Genomic DNA, 18,218 nt, shown 5'->3' on the forward strand with positions numbered 1-18,218 from the left:
ACAGTGGCCCTGACCTGCCGTGCTCCGTCGCACGCTCCCCGCGTACACCCTTGCGCTCGATTGCGCGCCGCGTGGCAGGGGCATCCCTTGACCGTTCGCCGGACCGACCGTCGAGCGGGGGAGGTGCGCGTGCACGGACCGTCTTCGCCCGGCTGGCTGCTGGTGGCGCTCTGCGCGGCGACCGGGGCGTACTGCCTGCTGCGGATGCGCAGCAGCGTCGAGGAACAGCGCCGGGCCGCGGGCGGCGAGGCGCTGATGGGCTTCGGGATGGCCGCGATGGCCGTACCGGCCGCCGTGTTCACCCCGCCGTCCTGGGCCTGGCCGCTGTACTCGGTGGTGTTCGGCGCCGCCGCGGTGCGCGCGCTGTGGGCGGCACGCGACAGCTCCCACCATCTGCACCACCTGGTCGGGGCCTCTGCCATGGTCTACATGGCGGTGGCGATGGCGGTCTCCCCCGGCCACCATGGCGGTGCGGGAGTGCCCGCCGTGACGGGCGTCCTGCTCCTCTACTTCACGGGATACGTCCTGCTGACCGGCGTCCGTCTCGTACCGGCGACCGCCGGTGGCGCGACCGTCGGCTGGAGCGACCGTCCCGAACTCGCGCGCGCGTGCCGGCTCTCGATGGGGATCGCGATGGTGGCCATGCTGCTCACGCTGTGAGGCGGGCCGCAGATGGATGAGGGGCTGCTCACGGCTCACGAAACCGTTGCCTGCGTCACTTTGGTCACGCGGACCGTACCCGTGAGCGGTGTCGCGCTCATAGGCTGCCTCCATGATGCTCCCCGCGGCACTGTTGCTGCTCGGCGCCCTGACCGCCGTCGTCGCCCCCAGGCTGCTGGCGCGGGCGGACTGGTCGGACCGAGAACCGGTGCTCGCGCTGTGGGTGTGGCAGTGCGCGGTGGCGGCGGTGCTGATGTGCTGCGTGCTGTCGATGACCCTGAGCGCGGCGGTGGCCTGGCAGGCGGTGCGCGGCCATGTGTTCGCCCCCGCGCCGCGCTCCGTGGTGGACGCCTACACGCTGGGCACGGCCGGTCCCTGGGCGGCCGCCCTGGCGACGGCGCTCGCGGCCGGTGGCGCGTGGACCGGCGCGATGCTGGTCCGAGAGGTCGTACGGTCCCGTAAGCGCCGTCGGCTGCGCCGGGCCGAACTCCTGCTCCGCGCGCCGGTGTTGCCCGGCGAGGAGACCGGGAGCCGGCTGGTGGTCCTGGAGGGCGAGCGGCCCGACGCGTGGTGGCTGCCGGGCCCGGAACCGAGGTTCGTCGTCACCACGGCCGCGCTCCGCCGCCTGAAGGGCAGGCAGTTGGACGCCCTGGTCGCCCACGAGGAGGGGCACGCGCAGGCCCGGCACGACTGGCTGCTGCACTGCTCGGCCGCGCTGGCGGGCGGGTTCCCGCAGGTGCCGGTCTTCGCGGGGTTCCGCGACGAGATGCACCGGCTGGTCGAGTTGGCGGCCGACGACATGGCCTCACGCCGGTTCGGCCGCCTGACGACCGCCCTCGCCCTGGTCGAACTCAACGAGGACCGGGGCGTGTTCGGCCCCTGCCCCACCCCGCACGGCCATGTCCCGCAGCGGGTGCACCGGTTGCTCACCCCGCCGGACCGGCTCACCGCGGGCCGCCGCCTGCGCCTAACCGCGACGGCGGCACTGGTGCCGGTGGTTCCAGTGCTGCTGGCGTTCGTGCCGGGGTTGCGGGCGCTGGGGTGACGGAGGGCGGCGGGGGTCCTTGTGGAGCGCTGAGGTAGCGGAGAGTGGCCGGGGTCCGTGTGGAACGCCGCCAGGGACGCGGGCGGACCGGCATCGCCCGCTGCGGCGGACCCACGTCAGCCGCTGCGGGCGGGGGCGGGCGGACCTGCATCAGCCGCTGCGGGCGGGGTTCCTGCTAGCCCCGGCCGCCCTCCCCGCGCCCGCGTGAATCACCGCGATCGGCATCTCCATGCCCCGGGATTCGCCTCACGCCGCACCGGTCGGCGAGGATCGCAGTATGCACACGCCGTCCGTCGACTCCCCGCCCCGCCCTCCGGAGCACCGGGCCGCCGCTCGCGCGACCGGTGTCCTGGCCCTGTGCTCGGTGCTGCTGCTCGTCCTGGTCGTGGCCGAGTGGGGGCCGCTGCTGACCGTGGACGGCGACATCGCCGACACCACGCACCGCTGGGCCGTCGACGATCCAGGGCTGACCCACGCCTTCCGCATCCTCACGGACTGGGTGTGGGACCCCTGGACGATGCGTGCCCTGTGCGCCGTGGCGGTGATCTGGCTGGTGTGGCGCCACAACGCCCGCTGGACCGCCGTATGGCTGGCGGCCACATGTGCGCTGGGCACACTGGTCCAGCAGGTCCTCAAGGCGGCGGTCGGCCGTGAACGCCCCGTCTGGCCCGACCCGGTGGACTCCGCCCACTTCGCCGCCTACCCCTCGGGCCACGCCCTGACGGCCACGGTGGTCTGCGGCCTCCTCCTGTGGCTCCTCCACCACTACGGCGCCGGCCCCGCCCTGCGCCGCACCGCCCTCTCCCTCACCGTGATCTCCGTCGTCGGCGTGGGCCTGACCCGCATCTGGCTGGGCGTCCACTGGCCCTCCGACGTCCTCGGCGGCTGGCTCCTGGGCGCGATGCTGGTGACCCTGGCGATCCTGGTCCACCAGCGCTACCGAGCGTGAGCGACGGGGCGAGCGTGAGCGACGGCCCGAGACGGGCCTACCGGTATGTGGGTCCGCCCGAACTGCGGTCGGCGGTACGGCCGGACAGCGCGGGCCGGCTCGTTCGCTCCGCCGCCGACCTGACCGCCTGGCTGTCCGTGCGCGGGCGGGCCGAGGCCGAGGAGCCGTTCACCTTCGTCGTCGCGCTCGACGGACTCCTGCGGCTCGCGCCCCGCAGGAGCGAGCACGTGGCGTGCGCCGGCGGTGCGGACGTCCTGGCCGCCGGCGAGATGGGTTTCCGCCGGGTGCCGGGCGGCTGGGCCGTTCATGAGGTCACCAACCACTCCACCGGCTACTGCCCGGACCTCGATTCATGGCAGGCGGTCGCTCGCGCTCTCGACCGGGCCGGTGTCGCACACCCCGGGCGCTTCACCCACGAGGTGGTGTTCCGGCGCTGCGAGGAGTGCGGGGAGCGGTCGATCGTGCGCGAGGGGGACTTCGTCTGCGTGTTCTGCGGGCGTGATCTTCCCGTCGCCTGGAACGCGGGACCGTAAGATCGTCGTATGACTGCCGTGCTGTTCGACTTCTCGGGGACCCTCTTCCGGATCGAGTCCACCGAGTCCTGGCTGCGGGCCGTTCTCGACGCGGCGGGACTCACCCTGGCCGAGGCTGAACTCACGCGGGCCGCAGGGGAGTTGGAGAGGGCGGGGGCACTGCCCGGTGGGGCCGCACCCGGAGTGGTGTTGCCGGACGAGGTCGCCGCCGTGTGGGGTGTGCGGGACGAGAGCGCCGAGTCGCACCGGGCCGCCTACACCGGGCTCTCGCGGCTGGTTCCGCTGCCGGACCCCGGCCTGCACGACGCGCTGTACGAACGGCACATGTCCCCCGCGGCCTGGCAGCCGTACCCCGATGCCGCCGAGGTGCTGCGCACGTTGCGCGAGCGTGGGATCGGGGTGGGCGTGGTCAGCAACATCGGCTGGGATCTGCGGCCGGTCTTCCGCGCGCACGGGCTCGACCCGTACGTCGACGCGTATGTGCTGTCGTACGAGCACGGCGTCCAGAAGCCGGACCCCCGGCTGTTCAAGACCGCCTGCACCGCGCTCGGCGTGGAGCCCGGGGACGTCCTGATGGTCGGCGACGACCGGCGGGCGGACGGCGGCGCGGCGGCCCTGGGCTGCGGGGTGCACTTCGTGGACCACCTGCCGGTGACGCGGCGACCCGACGGGCTTCGGCCGGTTCTCGACCTGGTGCGCTGAGCGCCAAGCCCTCACATCAGCGCCCCGGCCCCGGCCGCGGCCCCAAAAAATCATGGCCGAAAACCGGGTGGTCACCCCGTCCAGAAAGTCGCCTGAGGACACCACTGGGGCGTATGCTCGCCCACCCTGGACGATCCCCCGCGTCGCCCAGAGCAGGCGGCAGCCCCGACCAGGCCGTGAAAGGGCCGGTCCGGACGCGCTGAGTATAGTTGGCTGATAGCCAGTCAACGCAGGAGTTACAGCATGTCCCCGCGCAGCGCCTCGGTCAATGAAGAGTTGCGCCGCCGTTCCCGGGAGCGCCTTCTGCAGGCCGCGCTGGAGCTGGTCTCCGAGCGCGGTTACGAGGCCACGACCCTCGGCGACATCGCGGACCGGGCCGGTTCGGCGCGCGGACTGGTGTCGTACTACTTCCCCGGCAAGCGCCAGCTCGTCCAGTCCGCCGTGCACCGGCTCATGCACCGCACGCTGGCCGAGGCCCTGGAGCGCGAGCCGTGCACCGAGGACGGCCGGGAGCGGATGGCGCGGGCCATCGACGCGATCCTGGGCCTGACCCGGGACCGGACCGTGCTGATGCGCCAGCACATGGCCGGCCTGCTGGACACCGACGGCTTCGTGGAGTGCCCGGAGCAGCAGCGCCTGGCCGAACTGCTGCGGGACACCATGGAGCGGCACGGTTCGCAGGAGGTCGACGCCGACTACCCGATGCTGCGCTCACAGCTCATGGGCGCGGTCTACGCGATGGTCGTACCGAACGTCCCGATGCCGATCAGGACCCTGCGCGCCGAGCTGTTCTCGCGCTACCGGCTCGACTGGGAGCAGGGGGCCCCGCCGGGCACCGGGGCGCCCGACGGGACGTGCGACATGGATCTGTCGCGGTTCTTCGAGACGGGCGGGGAGCCCGGGGATCAGTCGAAGTAGTCCGGCTGCGTCTGGACGTTGAGCTCGTTCAGCCGCACCTTCCTGGCCGGATCCGTGCGCCGGTCGCTGAGCTTGAGGACGTCGAAGCCCTTGGCGATGTCGTTGGAGTAGATGTAGCCGTTGTAGTAATACGCCGACCACGCCCCGCCGGTCTGCATGGTGGTGGTGCTCAGCGGGCCGCGCTCGAAGTAGGCGATCTCCCTGGGCTTGGCGGAGTCGGTGAAGTCCCAGACGGAGACACCGCCCTGGTACCAGGCCTGGACCATGATGTCCTTGCCCCTGACCGGGATCAGCGAGCCGTTGTGCGCGACACAGTTCTCGGTGTCGGCCTGGTGGCGGGGGATCTTGAAATAGCTGCGGAAGACGAGCTTGCGCTTGTCGCCCTTGCCTGCGATGTCGTAGATGCCGTCGGCGCCGCGGTTCGGGCCGATCGCCGCGTTGCAGGTGGCCGCACCGCCGCCGCCCAACTCGTCGGTGAAGACGACCTTGTTCGCCTTCTGGTTGAAGGTCGCCGAGTGCCAGAACGCGAAGTTCACGTTGTCCTGCACGCGGTCGATGACCCTCGGGCGCTCCGGATCCTTGATGGAGAACAGGATGCCGTCACCCATGCACGCGCCCGCGGCCAGGTCCTTGTCCGGGAGCACCGTGATGTCGTGGCAGCCGGTGGTCTTGGAGACGCCCGGGTTGGTGGGCGAGCCGGGGTTGCCGCCGCCGTCGGGGCCCTCGCCCGGGAAGAGCACCGGGAAGCCGACGACCGCCGCCTTCTCGGGGGCGTTGCGCGGCACCTTGATGACCGAGATGCCGTCGTGCGGCGGCCGGCAGTCGGGGTAGGCGGCGTTCGGCGAGTACGAGGAGACGTAGACGTAGACGTTCCTGCGCTCGGGCACCAGCGTGTGGGTGTGCGAGCCGCAGGCGGTCTCGACGGCGGCGACGTACCTGGGGTTGCGCTTGTCGCTGATGTCGAACACCTTCATGCCCTCCCACGACGACTTCTCCGTCGCGGGCTGGGTGGTGCTGCTGCAACTGCTGTCGCTGCGCGAGGAGTCGGTGGACAGGAACAACAGGTTCCCGGAGACGGAGATGTCGTTCTGCGAGCCGGGGCAGAGGACCTGCGCGACGGTCCTCGGCGCCTTCGGGTTGCTGATGTCGAAGATGCGGAAGCCGTCGTAGTTGCCGGAGAAGGCGTATCTGCCCTGGAAGGCCAGGTCCGAATTGGTGCCGGGCAGCGCGTCCTTGGGGATGTTGACGAGGTGCTGGATGTTGCGGGAGTGGACGATCTCGTCCTGGCCGGGTATCTCGCCGTCGGCGATCGCGGCCTTCACCTCGGCCTCGGTGCTCCGGGACACCTCCTTGCCCGTGGCCGGCCGGTCCCCCGGGTCGGGGGTGGCGGCGGCCGGGCCCGCGGTCAGCAGTGCGGCCAGGAGACCCGCGGCGGCCGCGGCGACTCCCAGGTGTCTGTGCCGGGTTCTGGGATTGCTCAACAGGATCACTGTTTTCCTCCCTGTGGCGTTCCTGTGGGGCGGTTCACGCGTCCCCGCAGTATCGTCTTCGCCATGCACAGATCAACAGAGGGCAACGAATCCGTAATGCGCGGACCACGGCCGGCCGTTGCGCTGTTGCGCCGTGCTCCCCGGGTGGCCGTCACGCTGTCCGCCCTGGCAGCGCTGCTTCTGACGGGCTGTGACTCCGGCCCGGAACCCAAGTCGGCCTCGGCCGGCGGGCCTTCGGTCCTGGCCCCGGGCAAGCCCGGCGAGCCGAACCGCACCCTGTCCGCCCAGGACGCGGCGGAGCAGCGGGCCGACGACGACTCCCCCAACTCCGCGGACATCGCCTACGCGCGCATGATGATCAAACACCACGCCCAGGCCCTGAAGCTGACCGAACTGGCCCCGGACCGCGCCGAGTCGGCGAAGCTCAAGGCCCTCGCCGAGCGGATCGCGGCGGCCCAGGGACCGGAGATCGCCGCCATGCGGGCCTGGCTGGACGAACACGGCGAGCCCGGGACCAGCGAGGGGCACGACCACTCCGTGATGCCGGGCATGGCGACCGAGGCCCAGGTGAAGAAGCTGCGCGCGGCGAAGGGAACGGCCTTCGACCAGCTCTTCCTCACTCTGATGATCACTCACCACGAGGGGGCGATCGCCATGGCCACCGAGGTGAAGGGGCAGGGCAACAACATCCGGATCGAGGAGATGGCCGACGACGTGGTCGCCCAGCAGACGAGCGAGATCGACAGGATGCGCGGCATGCTCTGAACGAGCGCGCCGACTGCTCCGCGCCGAACGCCCTTGTTCAGCGCCGTGCGTGACGTGGCGTCAGATAGCCCGCGTCGCGCGCCTGGGAGATGAGCCGCAGCGACTTGCGGCGGCTGTGGCCGGTCGCGCACATCACTGCGAGGACCGGGTCGACGCCGTCCTCCTGGGCCGCCAGATACTCCTCGGCGATGAGCCGGCGTCCCTCCATGCCGCGCGGCCAGGCGGGGCGGGCCCGGCCGCCCGACTGCTCCTCGACCGCGGAAGGGGTTCCTCCGCAGGCCTCGAAGAGCGGCTCCTCGATCCAGTCCCCGAGTGCGGCCAGGTCGTCGAGCGAGAGTGCCGGCTGCGCCCGTACGTCCTCCAGCGAGGCGCAGCCGTCGGCGACCACGGCGAGCACGTCCACCCGGGCACCGTCACCGAAAGCCAGCCGGACGTGGAACCACGAGGTCGCCCCCTCGCCCTCCCGCACTTCCCACGCGGGCCACACGGACACGCTGCCGTCCGTCGGACAACGATCAGAAAGATTAAGAAACGATGCTTCTAGCACATACGCAACGTAACCGCATGATCACATTCCATACGAACGGACACGCGTACTCCTGGCGCGCAGCACCCTGTCAGCGCAGCGGCGATGGTGCGATCCTGAAGGCATGCGTGTCGCCGTCGTCGGCTCCGGGCCGAGCGGGTGCTACACCGCCCAGAGTCTCGTCCAGCGGGATCCCGACGTGCTCGTCGACGTCCTGGACCGGCTGCCCTGTCCGTACGGCCTGGTGCGCTACGGCGTGGCACCGGACCACGAGAAGATCAAGTCGCTCCAGAACAACCTGCGCACGGTCCTGGAGCACGAGCGAGTGCGGTTCCTCGGCGGCGTCGAGATCGGGCCGGGCGGAGTGCCGGCCACGCGGCTGCGCGAGCTGTACCACGCCGTCGTGTACTGCGTGGGCGCCGCGACCGACCGCCGTCTGGGCATCCCCGGCGAGGACCTGCCGGGCAGCTGGTCGGCCACCGAGTTCGTGTCCTGGTACAGCGCCCACCCCGACTCCACGGCCGACGGTTTCGTGGCCGGCGCCCGCTCCGCCGTGGTCATCGGAGTGGGCAACGTCGCGGTCGACGTGGCCCGGATGCTGGCCCGCGGAGTGACGGAGCTCAGCCCCACCGACATGCCCCAGCCCGCGCTCACCGCCCTCGCGGCCAGCCGGGTCACGGGCGTCCACATGGTGGGGCGCCGGGGTCCGTCGCAGGCCCGCTTCACCACCAAGGAGCTGCGCGAGCTGAGTTCCCTTCCCGACACCGAAACAGCCGTACGGCGCGAGGAGTTGGAGCTGGACCCCGCGTACCTCGACCCCGCTCCTCTGGCCGCGCCACAGCGCCGGAACGTGGAGGTGCTGCGGGGCTGGGCCGGAGCCTCTCCGCGGTCGGCGCCCCGCAGCATCTCGTTGCGGTTCTTCCTGCGCCCTGTCGAACTCCTCGCCGACGGCGGCCGGGTGGGCGCGGTGCGCTTCGAACGAACGGCGCCGGACGGACTCGGCGGAGTGACCGGCACGGGTCGGTTCGAGGACATCGAGGCCCAGTTGGTGCTGCGCTCGGTGGGCTACCTCGGAGTCCCGCTGGCGGGCCTGCCGTTCGACCCCGCCACAGGGACCGTGCCCCATCTGGCGGGCCGGGTGCTGCGCGAGGGCACGGTGTCACCGGGCGAGTACGTGGCCGGCTGGATCAAGCGGGGCCCGACCGGGGTGATCGGCACGAACCGGCCGTGCGCGAAGGAGACGGCAACGTCACTGGTCGAGGACGCCGGGATCCTCGTACACAAGGATCTGCGCGGCGATCCGCTGGCGGCGCTGCGGGCCGAGGGAGCGGAACCCGTCGAGTGGACCGGGTGGCAGGCGATCGAGCGGGCGGAGGCCGAACTCGGCGCCTCCCTGGGCAGGGGCGTGGTCAAGCTGCCGGACTGGCCGTCACTCCTGGACGCCGCTCGCCGGGCAACGCACCGGCAACACCCCTGAAATCAACAAACTGTTCAATACGCCTACGGTCTCGGACATGCCTGAAACCACCCTCACCGTGCACCCCGTGGACGAAGTCCCCCCGCCACGGCAACTCGCCGTCTTCGGCCTGCAACACGTCCTCGCGATGTACGCCGGCGCGGTCGCCGTCCCCCTGATCGTCGGCGGCGCGATGAAGCTCTCCCCCGCCGACCTGGCCTATCTGATCACCGCCGACCTCCTGGTGTGCGGCATCGCGACCCTCATCCAGTGCGTCGGCTTCTGGCGCTTCGGTGTGCGGCTCCCGATCATGCAGGGCTGCACCTTCGCGGCCGTGTCCCCCATGGTGCTGATCGGCACGACCGGCGGCGGACTCCCCGCGATCTACGGCTCGGTGATCGTCGCGGGACTGGCGATCATGCTGCTCGCACCGGTCTTCGGGAGACTTCTGCGCTTCTTCCCGCCGCTGGTGACCGGCACGGTGATCCTGATCATCGGCATCTCCCTGCTGCCGGTCGCGGGCAACTGGGCCGCCGGTGGCGTCGGTTCGGCCGACTTCGGGGCGCCGAGGAACATCGCGCTGGCCGTGTTCGTGCTGGCGGTGGTGCTGGGTGTGCAGCGGTTCGCGCCGGCTTTCCTGAGCCGGATCGCCGTACTGGTCGGCATCGCGGTGGGTCTCGCGGTGGCCGTCCCCCTCGGGTTCACGGACTTCGGCGGGGTCGGGGACGCCGACTGGCTCGGGATCAGCACGCCGTTCCACTTCGGGGCGCCCACCTTCGAGTTCTCGGCGATCGTGTCGATGCTGGTGGTGGCGCTGGTGACGATGACCGAGACGACCGGTGACCTGATCGCGGTGGGCGAGATGACGGACCGCAGGGTCGAACCGCGCTCCCTGTCGGACGGGCTGCGCGCCGACGGTCTGTCGACCGTGCTGGGCGGCGTCTTCAACACCTTCCCGTACACGGCGTACGCCCAGAACGTGGGCCTGGTCGGCATGACCCGGGTGCGCAGCCGCTGGGTCGTCGCCACGGCCGGCGGCATCCTGGTGCTGCTGGGGCTGCTGCCCAAGCTGGGCGCGGTGGTCGCGGCCGTACCGGCGCCGGTGCTGGGCGGGGCGGGTCTGGTGATGTTCGGGACGGTCGCCGCGAGCGGCCTCAGGACCCTGGCCCAGGTGGACTTCAAGGGCAACAACAACCTGACGGTGGTGGCCGTCTCGGTCGCGATGGGCGTGCTGCCGGTCGGCGTCCCGACGATCTACGCGAAGTTCCCCGACTGGTTCCAGACGGTGATGAACAGCGGCATCAGCGCGGGCTGTCTGACCGCGATCGTGCTGAACCTGCTCTTCAACCACCTTCCCGCGAGGGCCGGTTCAGGCGTCGAGGCGGACGGCCTGGCGCGCGGCGGCTTCAAGGAGGGCGTCGAGAAGTCCCGGGAAGAGACCGTCTAGGTCCTCGCGGCGTACGCCGTTCATCTTGGCCGTGCCCCGGTAGACCTGCCGGATCACCCCGCTCTCGCGCAGCACCCGGAAGTGGTGGGTGGTCGTCGACTTGGTGACGGGCAGATCGAAGCGCGAACAGGACAGCTCGTCGCCGGCGGCGGCGAGCTCCCGCACGATCCGCAGGCGCATCGGGTCGGAGAGCGCGTGCAGGACGGCCTCCAGGCGGATCTCCTCTCGACCCGGGTGCGGGAGGTCGCGGCTGCTGACGACGGGAGTGGTCACGGCGGCTCACTTCTTCCGGGGAGATCCTGCGGACGGATGTCCATAGTACGAGACCTCTCGTAGTTTGACATCCGACGTACTACGATGCCTATCGTACGAGTCGACCACCACCGGTCCCGTGACGAATGGAGCCCGCCGTGAGCGCACTCTTCGAGCCCTTCACCCTGCGTGACGTGACGATCCCGAACCGGGTGTGGATGCCGCCGATGTGCCAGTACTCGGCCGCCTCGGAGGGTCCCGACACCGGCGCCCCCAACGACTGGCACTTCGCGCACTACGCGGCCCGCGCGGCCGGCGGCACGGGCCTGGTCATCGTCGAGGCCACCGGCGTCAGCCCCGAGGGCCGGATCTCCCCCAACGACCTCGGCATCTGGAACGACACCCAGGTCGAGGCGTTCCGCCGCATCACCCGCTTCCTGGTCTCCCAGGGCACGGTCCCGGGCATCCAGCTCGCCCACGCCGGCCGCAAGGCCGCCACCGACCAGCCCTGGAAGGGCGGCGCGCCGCTCGCGCCGGGCACGGGCGGCTGGCAGCCGCTGGGCCCGAGCGCGGTGGCCTACGACGAGCGCCACCAGGTGCCCACCGAGCTGACGACCGATCAGATCGCCGAGGTGGTGGGCCAGTTCGCGGACGCCGCCCGGCACGCCCTCGCCGCCGGTTTCGAAGTCGCCGAGGTCCACGGTGCGCACGGCTATCTGATCGGCAACTTCCTCTCCCCGCACAGCAACCGGCGCACCGACGAGTACGGCGGCTCGTACGAGAACCGCACCCGCTTCGCCCTGGAGGTCGTCGACGCCGTACGCGCGGTGTGGCCGGAGGACAAGCCCCTGTTCTTCCGCGTCTCGGCGACCGACTGGCTGGAGGAGGGCGGCTGGACCCCGGACGACACCGTCCGCTTCGCCCGCGACCTCCAGGCCCACGGCGTCGACCTCCTGGACGTCTCCAGCGGCGGCAACGCCTCCGGCGTCCGGATCCCGACGGGTCCCGGCTACCAGGTCCCCTTCGCCGCCCGCGTGAAGAACGAGACCACGCTCCCGGTCGCCGCGGTCGGCCTCATCACGGACGCCGAGCAGGCCGAGAAGATCCTCTCCAACGGCGAGGCGGACGCGGTGCTCCTCGGCCGCGAGCTGCTGCGCAACCCCTCCTGGGCCCGGCACGCGGCACGGGAACTGGGCGGGGACGTGCATGTCCCGGACCAGTACCACCGGTCGGTCTGACCCGCGGCCCGAGCGCCGTCCACGCCCTCACCGGACCGTCGACCACGCACGCCGTCCGGTGGGACGCCCCCGCGGTCGCGGGGGCGTCCCACCTGAGAGCCCTGATGGCCGACCCGTCCTCAACTCGACGTGCAGGCCGTCCCGTTCAGCGTGAACGCGCCCGGGGCCGCGCTGTTGCCGCCGTGGTTCGCCTGATAGCCGATGGAGACGCTCGCGTTCGGGGCGATGGTCCCGTTGTACGTGGCGTTCGTCGCCGTCACCGAGCCGGAGGCCGGCGCGTACGTGGCGCCCCAGCCGTTGGTGATGGTCTGCCCGCCGGGGAGCGTGAAGGCGAGCTGCCAGCCGTTGATCGTGGTCGTGCCGGTGTTGGTGACGGTCAGGGAGGCCGTCAGGCCGGTGTTCCAGGCGTTCGTCGTCGCCGTCACCTTGCAGGCGCCGGGCTGGGGCTGGGGCGCCGGGCCCGAGCTGTCGAGGCCGAAGAAGGTGAGGGCGCGGGCGGCCATGCCGTTGGCGTAGAGGTTGTGGCCGACGCCCTGGAGGCTGACGGCCTCGACGGCAGCCCGGTCACCGGTCGCGCCGTAGCGGGTACGGGTCCAGCCGGAGACCGGTGAGTCGGTGGACGCGGGCGTCTGGCTCACCCCGAGGACGTTGGTCCACTGCTTGATCTCCTCCCCGAAGTTGGGATAGCGCAGCACGTCGTCCTCGGTGCCGTGCCACACCTGCATCCGGGGGCGGGTGCCGGTGTATCCGGGGTAGGCGGCGCGGACCAGGTCGCCCCACTCCTGCGGGGTGTGGGTGATGGTCCCGCCGGAGCACGCGCTGTTCCACTCGGAGCCGTCCGTGGTGGCGAAGCAGCCGAACGGCACACCGGAGAAGGCGGCGCCCGCGGCGAACACGTCCGGGTAGTCGCCGAGCAGGACGTTCGTCATCATCGCGCCGGAGGAGATCCCGGTCACGAAGATCTTTCCGGTGTCGGCGGAGTAGGCGTTCACCGTCCAGTCGATCATCGACTTGATGCCGACGGGGTCGCTGCCGCCGCCCCGCTTCAGCGCCTGCGGCGAGGAGACGTCGAAGCACTTGCTGGACCGGGTGACCGAGGGATAGATCACAACGAAGCCGTAGGTGTTGGCCAGTTGGGCCCACTCGGTGCCGTTGTACATGGCGGGGCCGGAGCCGGTGCAGTAGTGCACGGCCACGACCACCGCGGGGTGGGCGGTGACGCTGTCCGGGACGTACAGGTACATCTGGAGGTTGCTGGGGTTCGTGCCGAAGCCCGTGACCTCGGTGAGGGTCGCGGTGGGGACGGCCTCGGCACGGGCCGTGGCGGCCGACGCCGGTGGCGCGGCGAGAAGTGCCGCCGCGAGTAAGGACAGCAGGGCCACGAGCACCGGGCTCAGCGGTCTCCTCGTGGTGGTGCGGGGGGTGGCGGGCACGTCCTTGCCCCTTTCTTCCGAAGGGATCAGCAGGAGGAGTCGGTCCGGATCACCGTGCCTGGACGCCGGGGGTCACCTCTCGGAACGGATCGGAAGGGAGGCGTCCGGCGAGCATCGTGGCATGCACATGGCCTCCATGGAAGCGCTCCCACACGTCGAAAGAATTCGGTGACGCCCGCCACCTGGGCCGGTCGAACGTGTGCTGCGCAAAGCGTTGACCAGAAAGCGCTTACCCTCTACGTTCCGTTCAGCGATGTGACCGACCAAACGAACAGGGGTCGACACATCCAATGAATCACCCATGCGGCGTTCATGTTGAAGCACATCGTTCAGATACATGTACCGACTGGCACCCTGGAAGGGACGCACCCGCATGCGTACTCGCCCCCCACGTACACACGCGCAAAGATCCGCTGTGACCGCCGGCGCGGTCGCACTCGCGACGGCGGCCGTGCTGGCCGTCCCGCAGTCGGCCCGGGCCGCCGAGACCTCCCCCATCGGTTTCGGAGCCGGAACCACCGGCGGCGGCAGCGCTTCGGCGGTCACCGTCTCGACCCTGGACGCCTTCAAATCGGCCGTCACCGGCAGCACGGCGAAGGTCGTCAAGGTGAACGGCCTGATCCCGCTGAGCGGTTCGGTCGACATCGGCTCCAACACCACGGTCCTGGGCGTCGGTTCGTCGTCCGGGTTCACCGGTGGCGGACTGCGGCTGAAGAAGGTCACCAACGTCGTCGTCCGCAACCTCAACATCAGCAAGCCGCTCGCGCCCGCCGACGGCATCGAGGTGCAGGCCTCGACGAAGGTGTGGATCGACCACAACTCCTTCTCGGCGGACCGCGATCACGACAAGGACTACTACGACGGTCTGCTGGACATCAACCACGCCTCGGACAACGTCACGGTGTCCTGGAACACCTTCAAGAACCACTTCAAGGGCTCGCTCGTCGGCCACAGCGACAACAACGCGAGCGAGGACACCGGTCATCTGAAGGTGACGTACCACCACAACTGGTTCGACAACGTCTACTCGCGCATCCCCAGCCTGCGCTTCGGAACCGGCCACTTCTACGACAACTACGTCGTCGGTGCCGAGACCGCGGTGCACTCGCGCATGGGCGCCCAGATGCTCGTGGAGAACAACGTCTTCCGGAGCACCGGGGTCGCTGTCACCACGAACCGGAGCAGTGACGTCGACGGCTACGCCAACCTGCGCGGCAACGACCTCGGTGGAGCCGCCACCGAGATCTCGCGGGTCGGCACCTTCACCAGCGCTCCGTACGGCTACACCGCCGAGCCCGCCTCCACCGTCGTCGCCTCGGTGACCGGCGGCGCGGGCGCCGGAAAGCTCTGACCACCCCCTGACACGGAAGAGGAAACCGGGACATGACTTCTTCGCCCCCTCCCCGCGCGCGAAGGCGTGCGCTGACCGGCGCCGCGGCCGCACTCGGCCTTTCGGTTGACATGATCATGACAGTCAATGCGCCCACGGCGAGCGCCGCCACCTGGCCCACCGCGACGAGCAGCGAGGCCGTCTCCGCCACCATCCAGCTGTCCGGCACCAAGGACTACGGGATGCAGCGCCTCTACGGCACCGGCGACCTGGGCAGCGGCAGCCAGGACGAGGACCAGGGGCCCATCCTCAACCTCGCCGCCGGGACCGTCCTCAAGAACGTCATCATCGGCGCCCCCGCCGCCGACGGCATCCACTGCGCGGGCAGCTGCACGCTCCAGAACGTCTGGTGGGAGGACGTCGGCGAGGACGCGGCCACCTTCCGCGGCTCCTCGTCGTCGAACGTGTACACCGTCTCCGGCGGCGGCGCGCGGTCGGCCAGCGACAAGGTGTTCCAGTTCAACGGCGCCGGCACGCTCAACGTCTCGAACTTCGCGGTGCAGAACTTCGGGACCTTCGTGCGCTCCTGCGGCAACTGCTCGACGCAGTACAAGCGGACGATCAACCTCAACACCATCGAGGCGACCTACTCGGGCAACAAGCTCGTCGGCATCAACACCAACTACGGCGACAGCGCGACCCTGAAGAAGATCACGATCGTCGGCGACTCCGGCAAGAAGATCGTCCCGTGCCAGAAGTACATCGGGAACAACACGGGCAAGGAACCGACCACCAACGGCTCGGGACCCGACAGTACTTACTGCAAGTACGCGACCTCGGACGTCACCTACAGGTAGCCACCTCGCAGGTGAAGGCGGCCGTACGAAGCGTCCCCGCACGGCGCTTCGCACGGCCGCCGTGTCATGCGCCGAGGTGATCCTGGGGCACGGTGTCCGCCAGCTCCCGCTGGTAGTCCGCGTAGGCGGCGCGCAGTTCCGCTCCGGGCCAGTGCGGCGGCAGGAGTCCGGGCGGCAGCACCGGATCGGTCAGCAGATGGCGTACGACCGCCGCGAAGCCGGTGAGCCGGTCCGCGGGCCGGTCCGCGCCGGCCACATGGGCGAGCAGCGCCCGGGACTCGGCCGCCCAGCCCCCGAGCGGCCACAGCGCGGCGGCCAGTTCGGGGCCGGGGCGGTCGGGGCGGGCGGTGTAGCGCTGGGCGACCGTGTCGAGGTCGTCCGGGAGCGCTCTGAGGAGGTTGGCGGGGCGCAGCCAGACACCCTCACGGAGTTCGGCGAGCCGCAGGACGGTCAACCGGGCGCGCAGTTCGGCGCGTTCGGACGCGCCACGGCCGGTGGCGGTGATCACGACCATCTCCCAGTCGCCGCTCCACGCGCGCGTGCGGGGATGCACGGCGTCGTCCTGGCGTCGCTGCCGCGCCAGCAGGCGGTCGCTGAGGCCGTAGACGGCGTCGGCGCGCCGCAGGTCACCGGCGGTCACCATCCGGCTGAGCGCCGCCCGCAGCGTGGAGCCTCCGACGCCGAACGACTCCACCGCGCGGACCAGGTCCTTCACGGGCATCTCCGCCGGGTGCGCGCCGAGCAGCAGGCTCAGCACGACCGACCGGGCGGACAGCGGCCGCAGGTCGACCTCACCGGGCTGCACCGACACGTTCCTCCGCATGGTCACGTACTGTACGACTCCCTTCGTATTGCACTATTGCTACGACCGCAGCTTGTGTGCAACATGGAGGCCATGGTCTCCCTTCCCGCAGAGCGCTACGCCACCCACACGGTCACCAATCAGCCGCCTCCCCTCGACCCGTACGACGCCTCCGACGACCCCGTCCTCCTGGAGGGGCTCCGTCGCGAGGGCGCCGGCTGGGCCGAGGAGGGGCTGCGGCGGCTCGGTCTGCGCGCCGGGAGCGCCGAGGCCCAGGAGTGGGCGGACCAGGCCAACCGCCATGAGCCCGTGCTGCGCACGCACGACCGGTACGGCAACCGCGTCGACGAGGTCGACTTCCACCCGAGCTGGCACCACCTGATGCGCACCGCCGTCGCCGAGGGCCTGGCGGGCACTCCCTGGGCCGAGGACCGTCCCGGCGCCCATGTCGCCCGTACCGCGGGCGGGTTGGTGTGGGGGCACACGGACGCGGGCCACGGCTGTCCCACCTCGATGACGTACGCGGCGATACCGGCGCTGCGCAAGGAGCCGGAGCTGGCGAAGGTTTACGAACCCCTGCTGACCGGCCGCGCGTACGAGCCGGAGCTGAGCGTGCCGACCGGGAAGCGCGGGCTGCTCGCGGGCATGGGGATGACCGAGAAGCAGGGCGGCTCCGATGTCCGGACCAACACCACGGCGGCCACACCGAGCGCCGAGCCCGGTGTGTACACACTGCGCGGGCACAAGTGGTTCACGTCGGCGCCGATGTGCGACGTCTTCCTGGTGCTGGCGCAGGCCCCGGGCGGTCTGTCGTGCTTCCTCGTCCCGCGCGTCCTGCCCGACGGCAGCCGCAACACCTTCCGCATCCAGCGCCTCAAGGACAAGCTCGGCAACCGCTCCAACGCCTCCTCGGAGCCCGAGTTCGACGGCACCGTCGCCTGGCTGGTCGGCCCCGAGGGACAGGGCGTCAAGACGATCATCGAGATGGTCAACTGCACGCGTCTGGACTGCGTGATGATGTCGGCGACGCTGATGCGCAAGACGCTCGTCGAGGCGGGTCACCATGCCCGGCACCGCAGCGCGTTCGGCGCCCTGCTGATCGACCAGCCGCTGATGCGCAACGTCCTGGCCGACCTCGCGCTGGAGTCCGAGGCCGCCACCACGCTCACGCTCAGGCTCGCGGGCGCCGCCGACCGCGCGGTGCGCGGGGACACCGGGGAGCAGGCGTTCCGCCGTATCGCCACCGCCGTCGGCAAGTACTGGGTCACCAAGCGGGGACCGGCGTTCACCGCGGAGGCGCTGGAATGCCTCGGCGGCAACGGCTATGTCGAGGACTCGGGCATGCCCCGGCACTACCGGGAGGCGCCGCTGCTGTCGATCTGGGAGGGCTCGGGGAACGTCAACGCCCTTGATGTGCTGCGGGCGTTGCGGCGGGATCAGGACACCGCCCAGGCGCTCTTCGGTGAACTCGCCCTGGCACAGGGGGCGGACGCCCGGCTGGACGCGTCGGTCGCCCGGCTGAAGGATCTGCTGGCCACGGCGTCCGAGACGGGCGCGCGCCGGCTGGTGGAGCACATGGCGCTGACCCTCCAGGCCTCCCTCCTGGTCCGGCACGCCCCGGCAGCGGTCTCCGACGCCTTCTGCGCGAGCAGGCTCGGCGGCGACTGGGGGCACGCGTTCGGCACGCTGCCGGACGGCGCGGACATGGACGTGATCCTCCGCAGGGCGTTGCCGGGCGACAACTGACGCCCTTTCGAGGCGACTTGGCCCGATCCGGGCACCCTCCCCGTCCGGATCGCTCATTGTCACGTCCCG

General features: G+C 71.0%; 18 protein-coding genes. 13 read left to right on the forward strand and 5 right to left on the reverse strand.

Annotated features, from left to right (window positions below):
- The first annotated feature begins 129 nt into the window (after positions 1-129).
- The 6 genes from G3I78_RS17290 (at position 130) to G3I78_RS17315 (ending at position 4,807) form a co-directional block, all read left to right on the forward strand.
- Positions 130-660 carry a DUF5134 domain-containing protein gene (locus G3I78_RS17290; RefSeq protein WP_164425407.1) on the forward strand — a complete coding sequence of 177 codons (531 nt, stop codon included), beginning with the start codon at positions 130-132 and terminating at the stop codon, positions 658-660.
- A gap of 112 nt (positions 661-772) precedes the next feature.
- Positions 773-1,705: a M56 family metallopeptidase gene (locus tag G3I78_RS17295; RefSeq protein WP_164425409.1), complete on the forward strand. Its 933-nt coding sequence runs from the start codon at positions 773-775 to the stop codon at positions 1,703-1,705.
- 277 nt (positions 1,706-1,982) lie between these two features.
- Positions 1,983-2,654, forward strand: a complete 672-nt coding sequence (locus tag G3I78_RS17300) for a phosphatase PAP2 family protein (protein WP_164425411.1) — start codon at positions 1,983-1,985, stop codon at positions 2,652-2,654.
- A 14-nt stretch (positions 2,655-2,668) separates the two neighbouring features.
- Entirely contained in the window at positions 2,669-3,187 is a 519-nt protein-coding gene (locus G3I78_RS17305; RefSeq protein ID WP_164425413.1) for a hypothetical protein, read from the forward strand.
- Positions 3,188-3,196: 9 nt separating this feature from the next.
- Entirely contained in the window at positions 3,197-3,889 is a 693-nt protein-coding gene (locus tag G3I78_RS17310; protein WP_164425415.1) for an HAD-IA family hydrolase, read from the forward strand.
- Positions 3,890-4,132: 243 nt separating this feature from the next.
- Positions 4,133-4,807 carry a TetR/AcrR family transcriptional regulator gene (locus G3I78_RS17315; RefSeq protein ID WP_164425417.1) on the forward strand — a complete coding sequence of 225 codons (675 nt, stop codon included), beginning with the start codon at positions 4,133-4,135 and terminating at the stop codon, positions 4,805-4,807.
- Here G3I78_RS17315 and G3I78_RS17320 read toward each other — a convergent pair.
- Positions 4,795-6,297, reverse strand: a complete 1,503-nt coding sequence (locus tag G3I78_RS17320) for a hypothetical protein (protein WP_164425419.1) — start codon at positions 6,295-6,297, stop codon at positions 4,795-4,797. The two genes, G3I78_RS17315 and G3I78_RS17320, sit on opposite strands and share 13 nt — an antisense overlap.
- A gap of 96 nt (positions 6,298-6,393) precedes the next feature.
- On the opposite strand from G3I78_RS17320, the gene G3I78_RS17325 reads away from it, so the two are divergent.
- A complete protein-coding gene (locus G3I78_RS17325; protein WP_239157913.1) occupies positions 6,394-7,062 on the forward strand; it encodes a DUF305 domain-containing protein in 669 nt (222 codons plus the stop codon).
- A gap of 37 nt (positions 7,063-7,099) precedes the next feature.
- Here G3I78_RS17325 and G3I78_RS17330 read toward each other — a convergent pair whose 3' ends face one another.
- A complete protein-coding gene (locus tag G3I78_RS17330; RefSeq protein WP_164425423.1) occupies positions 7,100-7,555 on the reverse strand; it encodes a DUF6214 family protein in 456 nt (151 codons plus the stop codon).
- Positions 7,556-7,712: 157 nt separating this feature from the next.
- On the opposite strand from G3I78_RS17330, the gene G3I78_RS17335 reads away from it, so the two are divergent.
- Positions 7,713-9,065, forward strand: a complete 1,353-nt coding sequence (locus tag G3I78_RS17335) for an FAD-dependent oxidoreductase (protein ID WP_164425425.1) — start codon at positions 7,713-7,715, stop codon at positions 9,063-9,065.
- 37 nt (positions 9,066-9,102) lie between these two features.
- The gene (locus tag G3I78_RS17340) at positions 9,103-10,491 is read left to right on the forward strand and encodes a nucleobase:cation symporter-2 family protein (protein WP_164425427.1); all 1,389 of its coding nucleotides are present in this window, start codon (positions 9,103-9,105) and stop codon (positions 10,489-10,491) included.
- Here G3I78_RS17340 and G3I78_RS17345 read toward each other — a convergent pair.
- Positions 10,414-10,764 carry a helix-turn-helix domain-containing protein gene (locus tag G3I78_RS17345; RefSeq protein WP_164425429.1) on the reverse strand — a complete coding sequence of 117 codons (351 nt, stop codon included), beginning with the start codon at positions 10,762-10,764 and terminating at the stop codon, positions 10,414-10,416. The two genes, G3I78_RS17340 and G3I78_RS17345, sit on opposite strands and share 78 nt — an antisense overlap.
- Before the next feature lie 137 nt (positions 10,765-10,901).
- Between G3I78_RS17345 and G3I78_RS17350 the strand changes: the two genes are divergently transcribed.
- Entirely contained in the window at positions 10,902-11,981 is a 1,080-nt protein-coding gene (locus G3I78_RS17350; RefSeq protein ID WP_164425431.1) for an NADH:flavin oxidoreductase/NADH oxidase, read from the forward strand.
- 119 nt (positions 11,982-12,100) lie between these two features.
- Here G3I78_RS17350 and G3I78_RS17355 read toward each other — a convergent pair whose 3' ends face one another.
- The gene (locus tag G3I78_RS17355) at positions 12,101-13,414 is read right to left on the reverse strand and encodes a PHB depolymerase family esterase (protein WP_343243781.1); all 1,314 of its coding nucleotides are present in this window, start codon (positions 13,412-13,414) and stop codon (positions 12,101-12,103) included.
- Positions 13,415-13,787: 373 nt separating this feature from the next.
- Between G3I78_RS17355 and G3I78_RS17360 the strand changes: the two genes are divergently transcribed.
- Positions 13,788-14,765, forward strand: a complete 978-nt coding sequence (locus tag G3I78_RS17360) for a polysaccharide lyase family 1 protein (protein ID WP_164425433.1) — start codon at positions 13,788-13,790, stop codon at positions 14,763-14,765.
- Between the two features lie 32 nt (positions 14,766-14,797).
- Positions 14,798-15,601, forward strand: coding sequence for a pectate lyase (locus G3I78_RS17365; RefSeq protein ID WP_164425435.1), 804 nt, complete (start codon positions 14,798-14,800; stop codon positions 15,599-15,601).
- A gap of 64 nt (positions 15,602-15,665) precedes the next feature.
- Here the strand turns inward: G3I78_RS17365 and G3I78_RS17370 are convergent, their stop codons facing one another.
- Positions 15,666-16,424, reverse strand: a complete 759-nt coding sequence (locus tag G3I78_RS17370) for a PaaX family transcriptional regulator C-terminal domain-containing protein (protein WP_164425437.1) — start codon at positions 16,422-16,424, stop codon at positions 15,666-15,668.
- Between the two features lie 72 nt (positions 16,425-16,496).
- Here G3I78_RS17370 and G3I78_RS17375 point away from each other — a divergent pair, with 72 nt between their 5' ends.
- Positions 16,497-18,149, forward strand: a complete 1,653-nt coding sequence (locus tag G3I78_RS17375) for a DNA alkylation response protein (protein ID WP_164425439.1) — start codon at positions 16,497-16,499, stop codon at positions 18,147-18,149.
- Positions 18,150-18,218: the final 69 nt, after the last annotated feature.

It is taken from the genome of Streptomyces sp. SID13726 (genome assembly GCF_010548375.1).
Classification (GTDB): Bacteria; Actinomycetota; Actinomycetes; order Streptomycetales; family Streptomycetaceae; genus Streptomyces.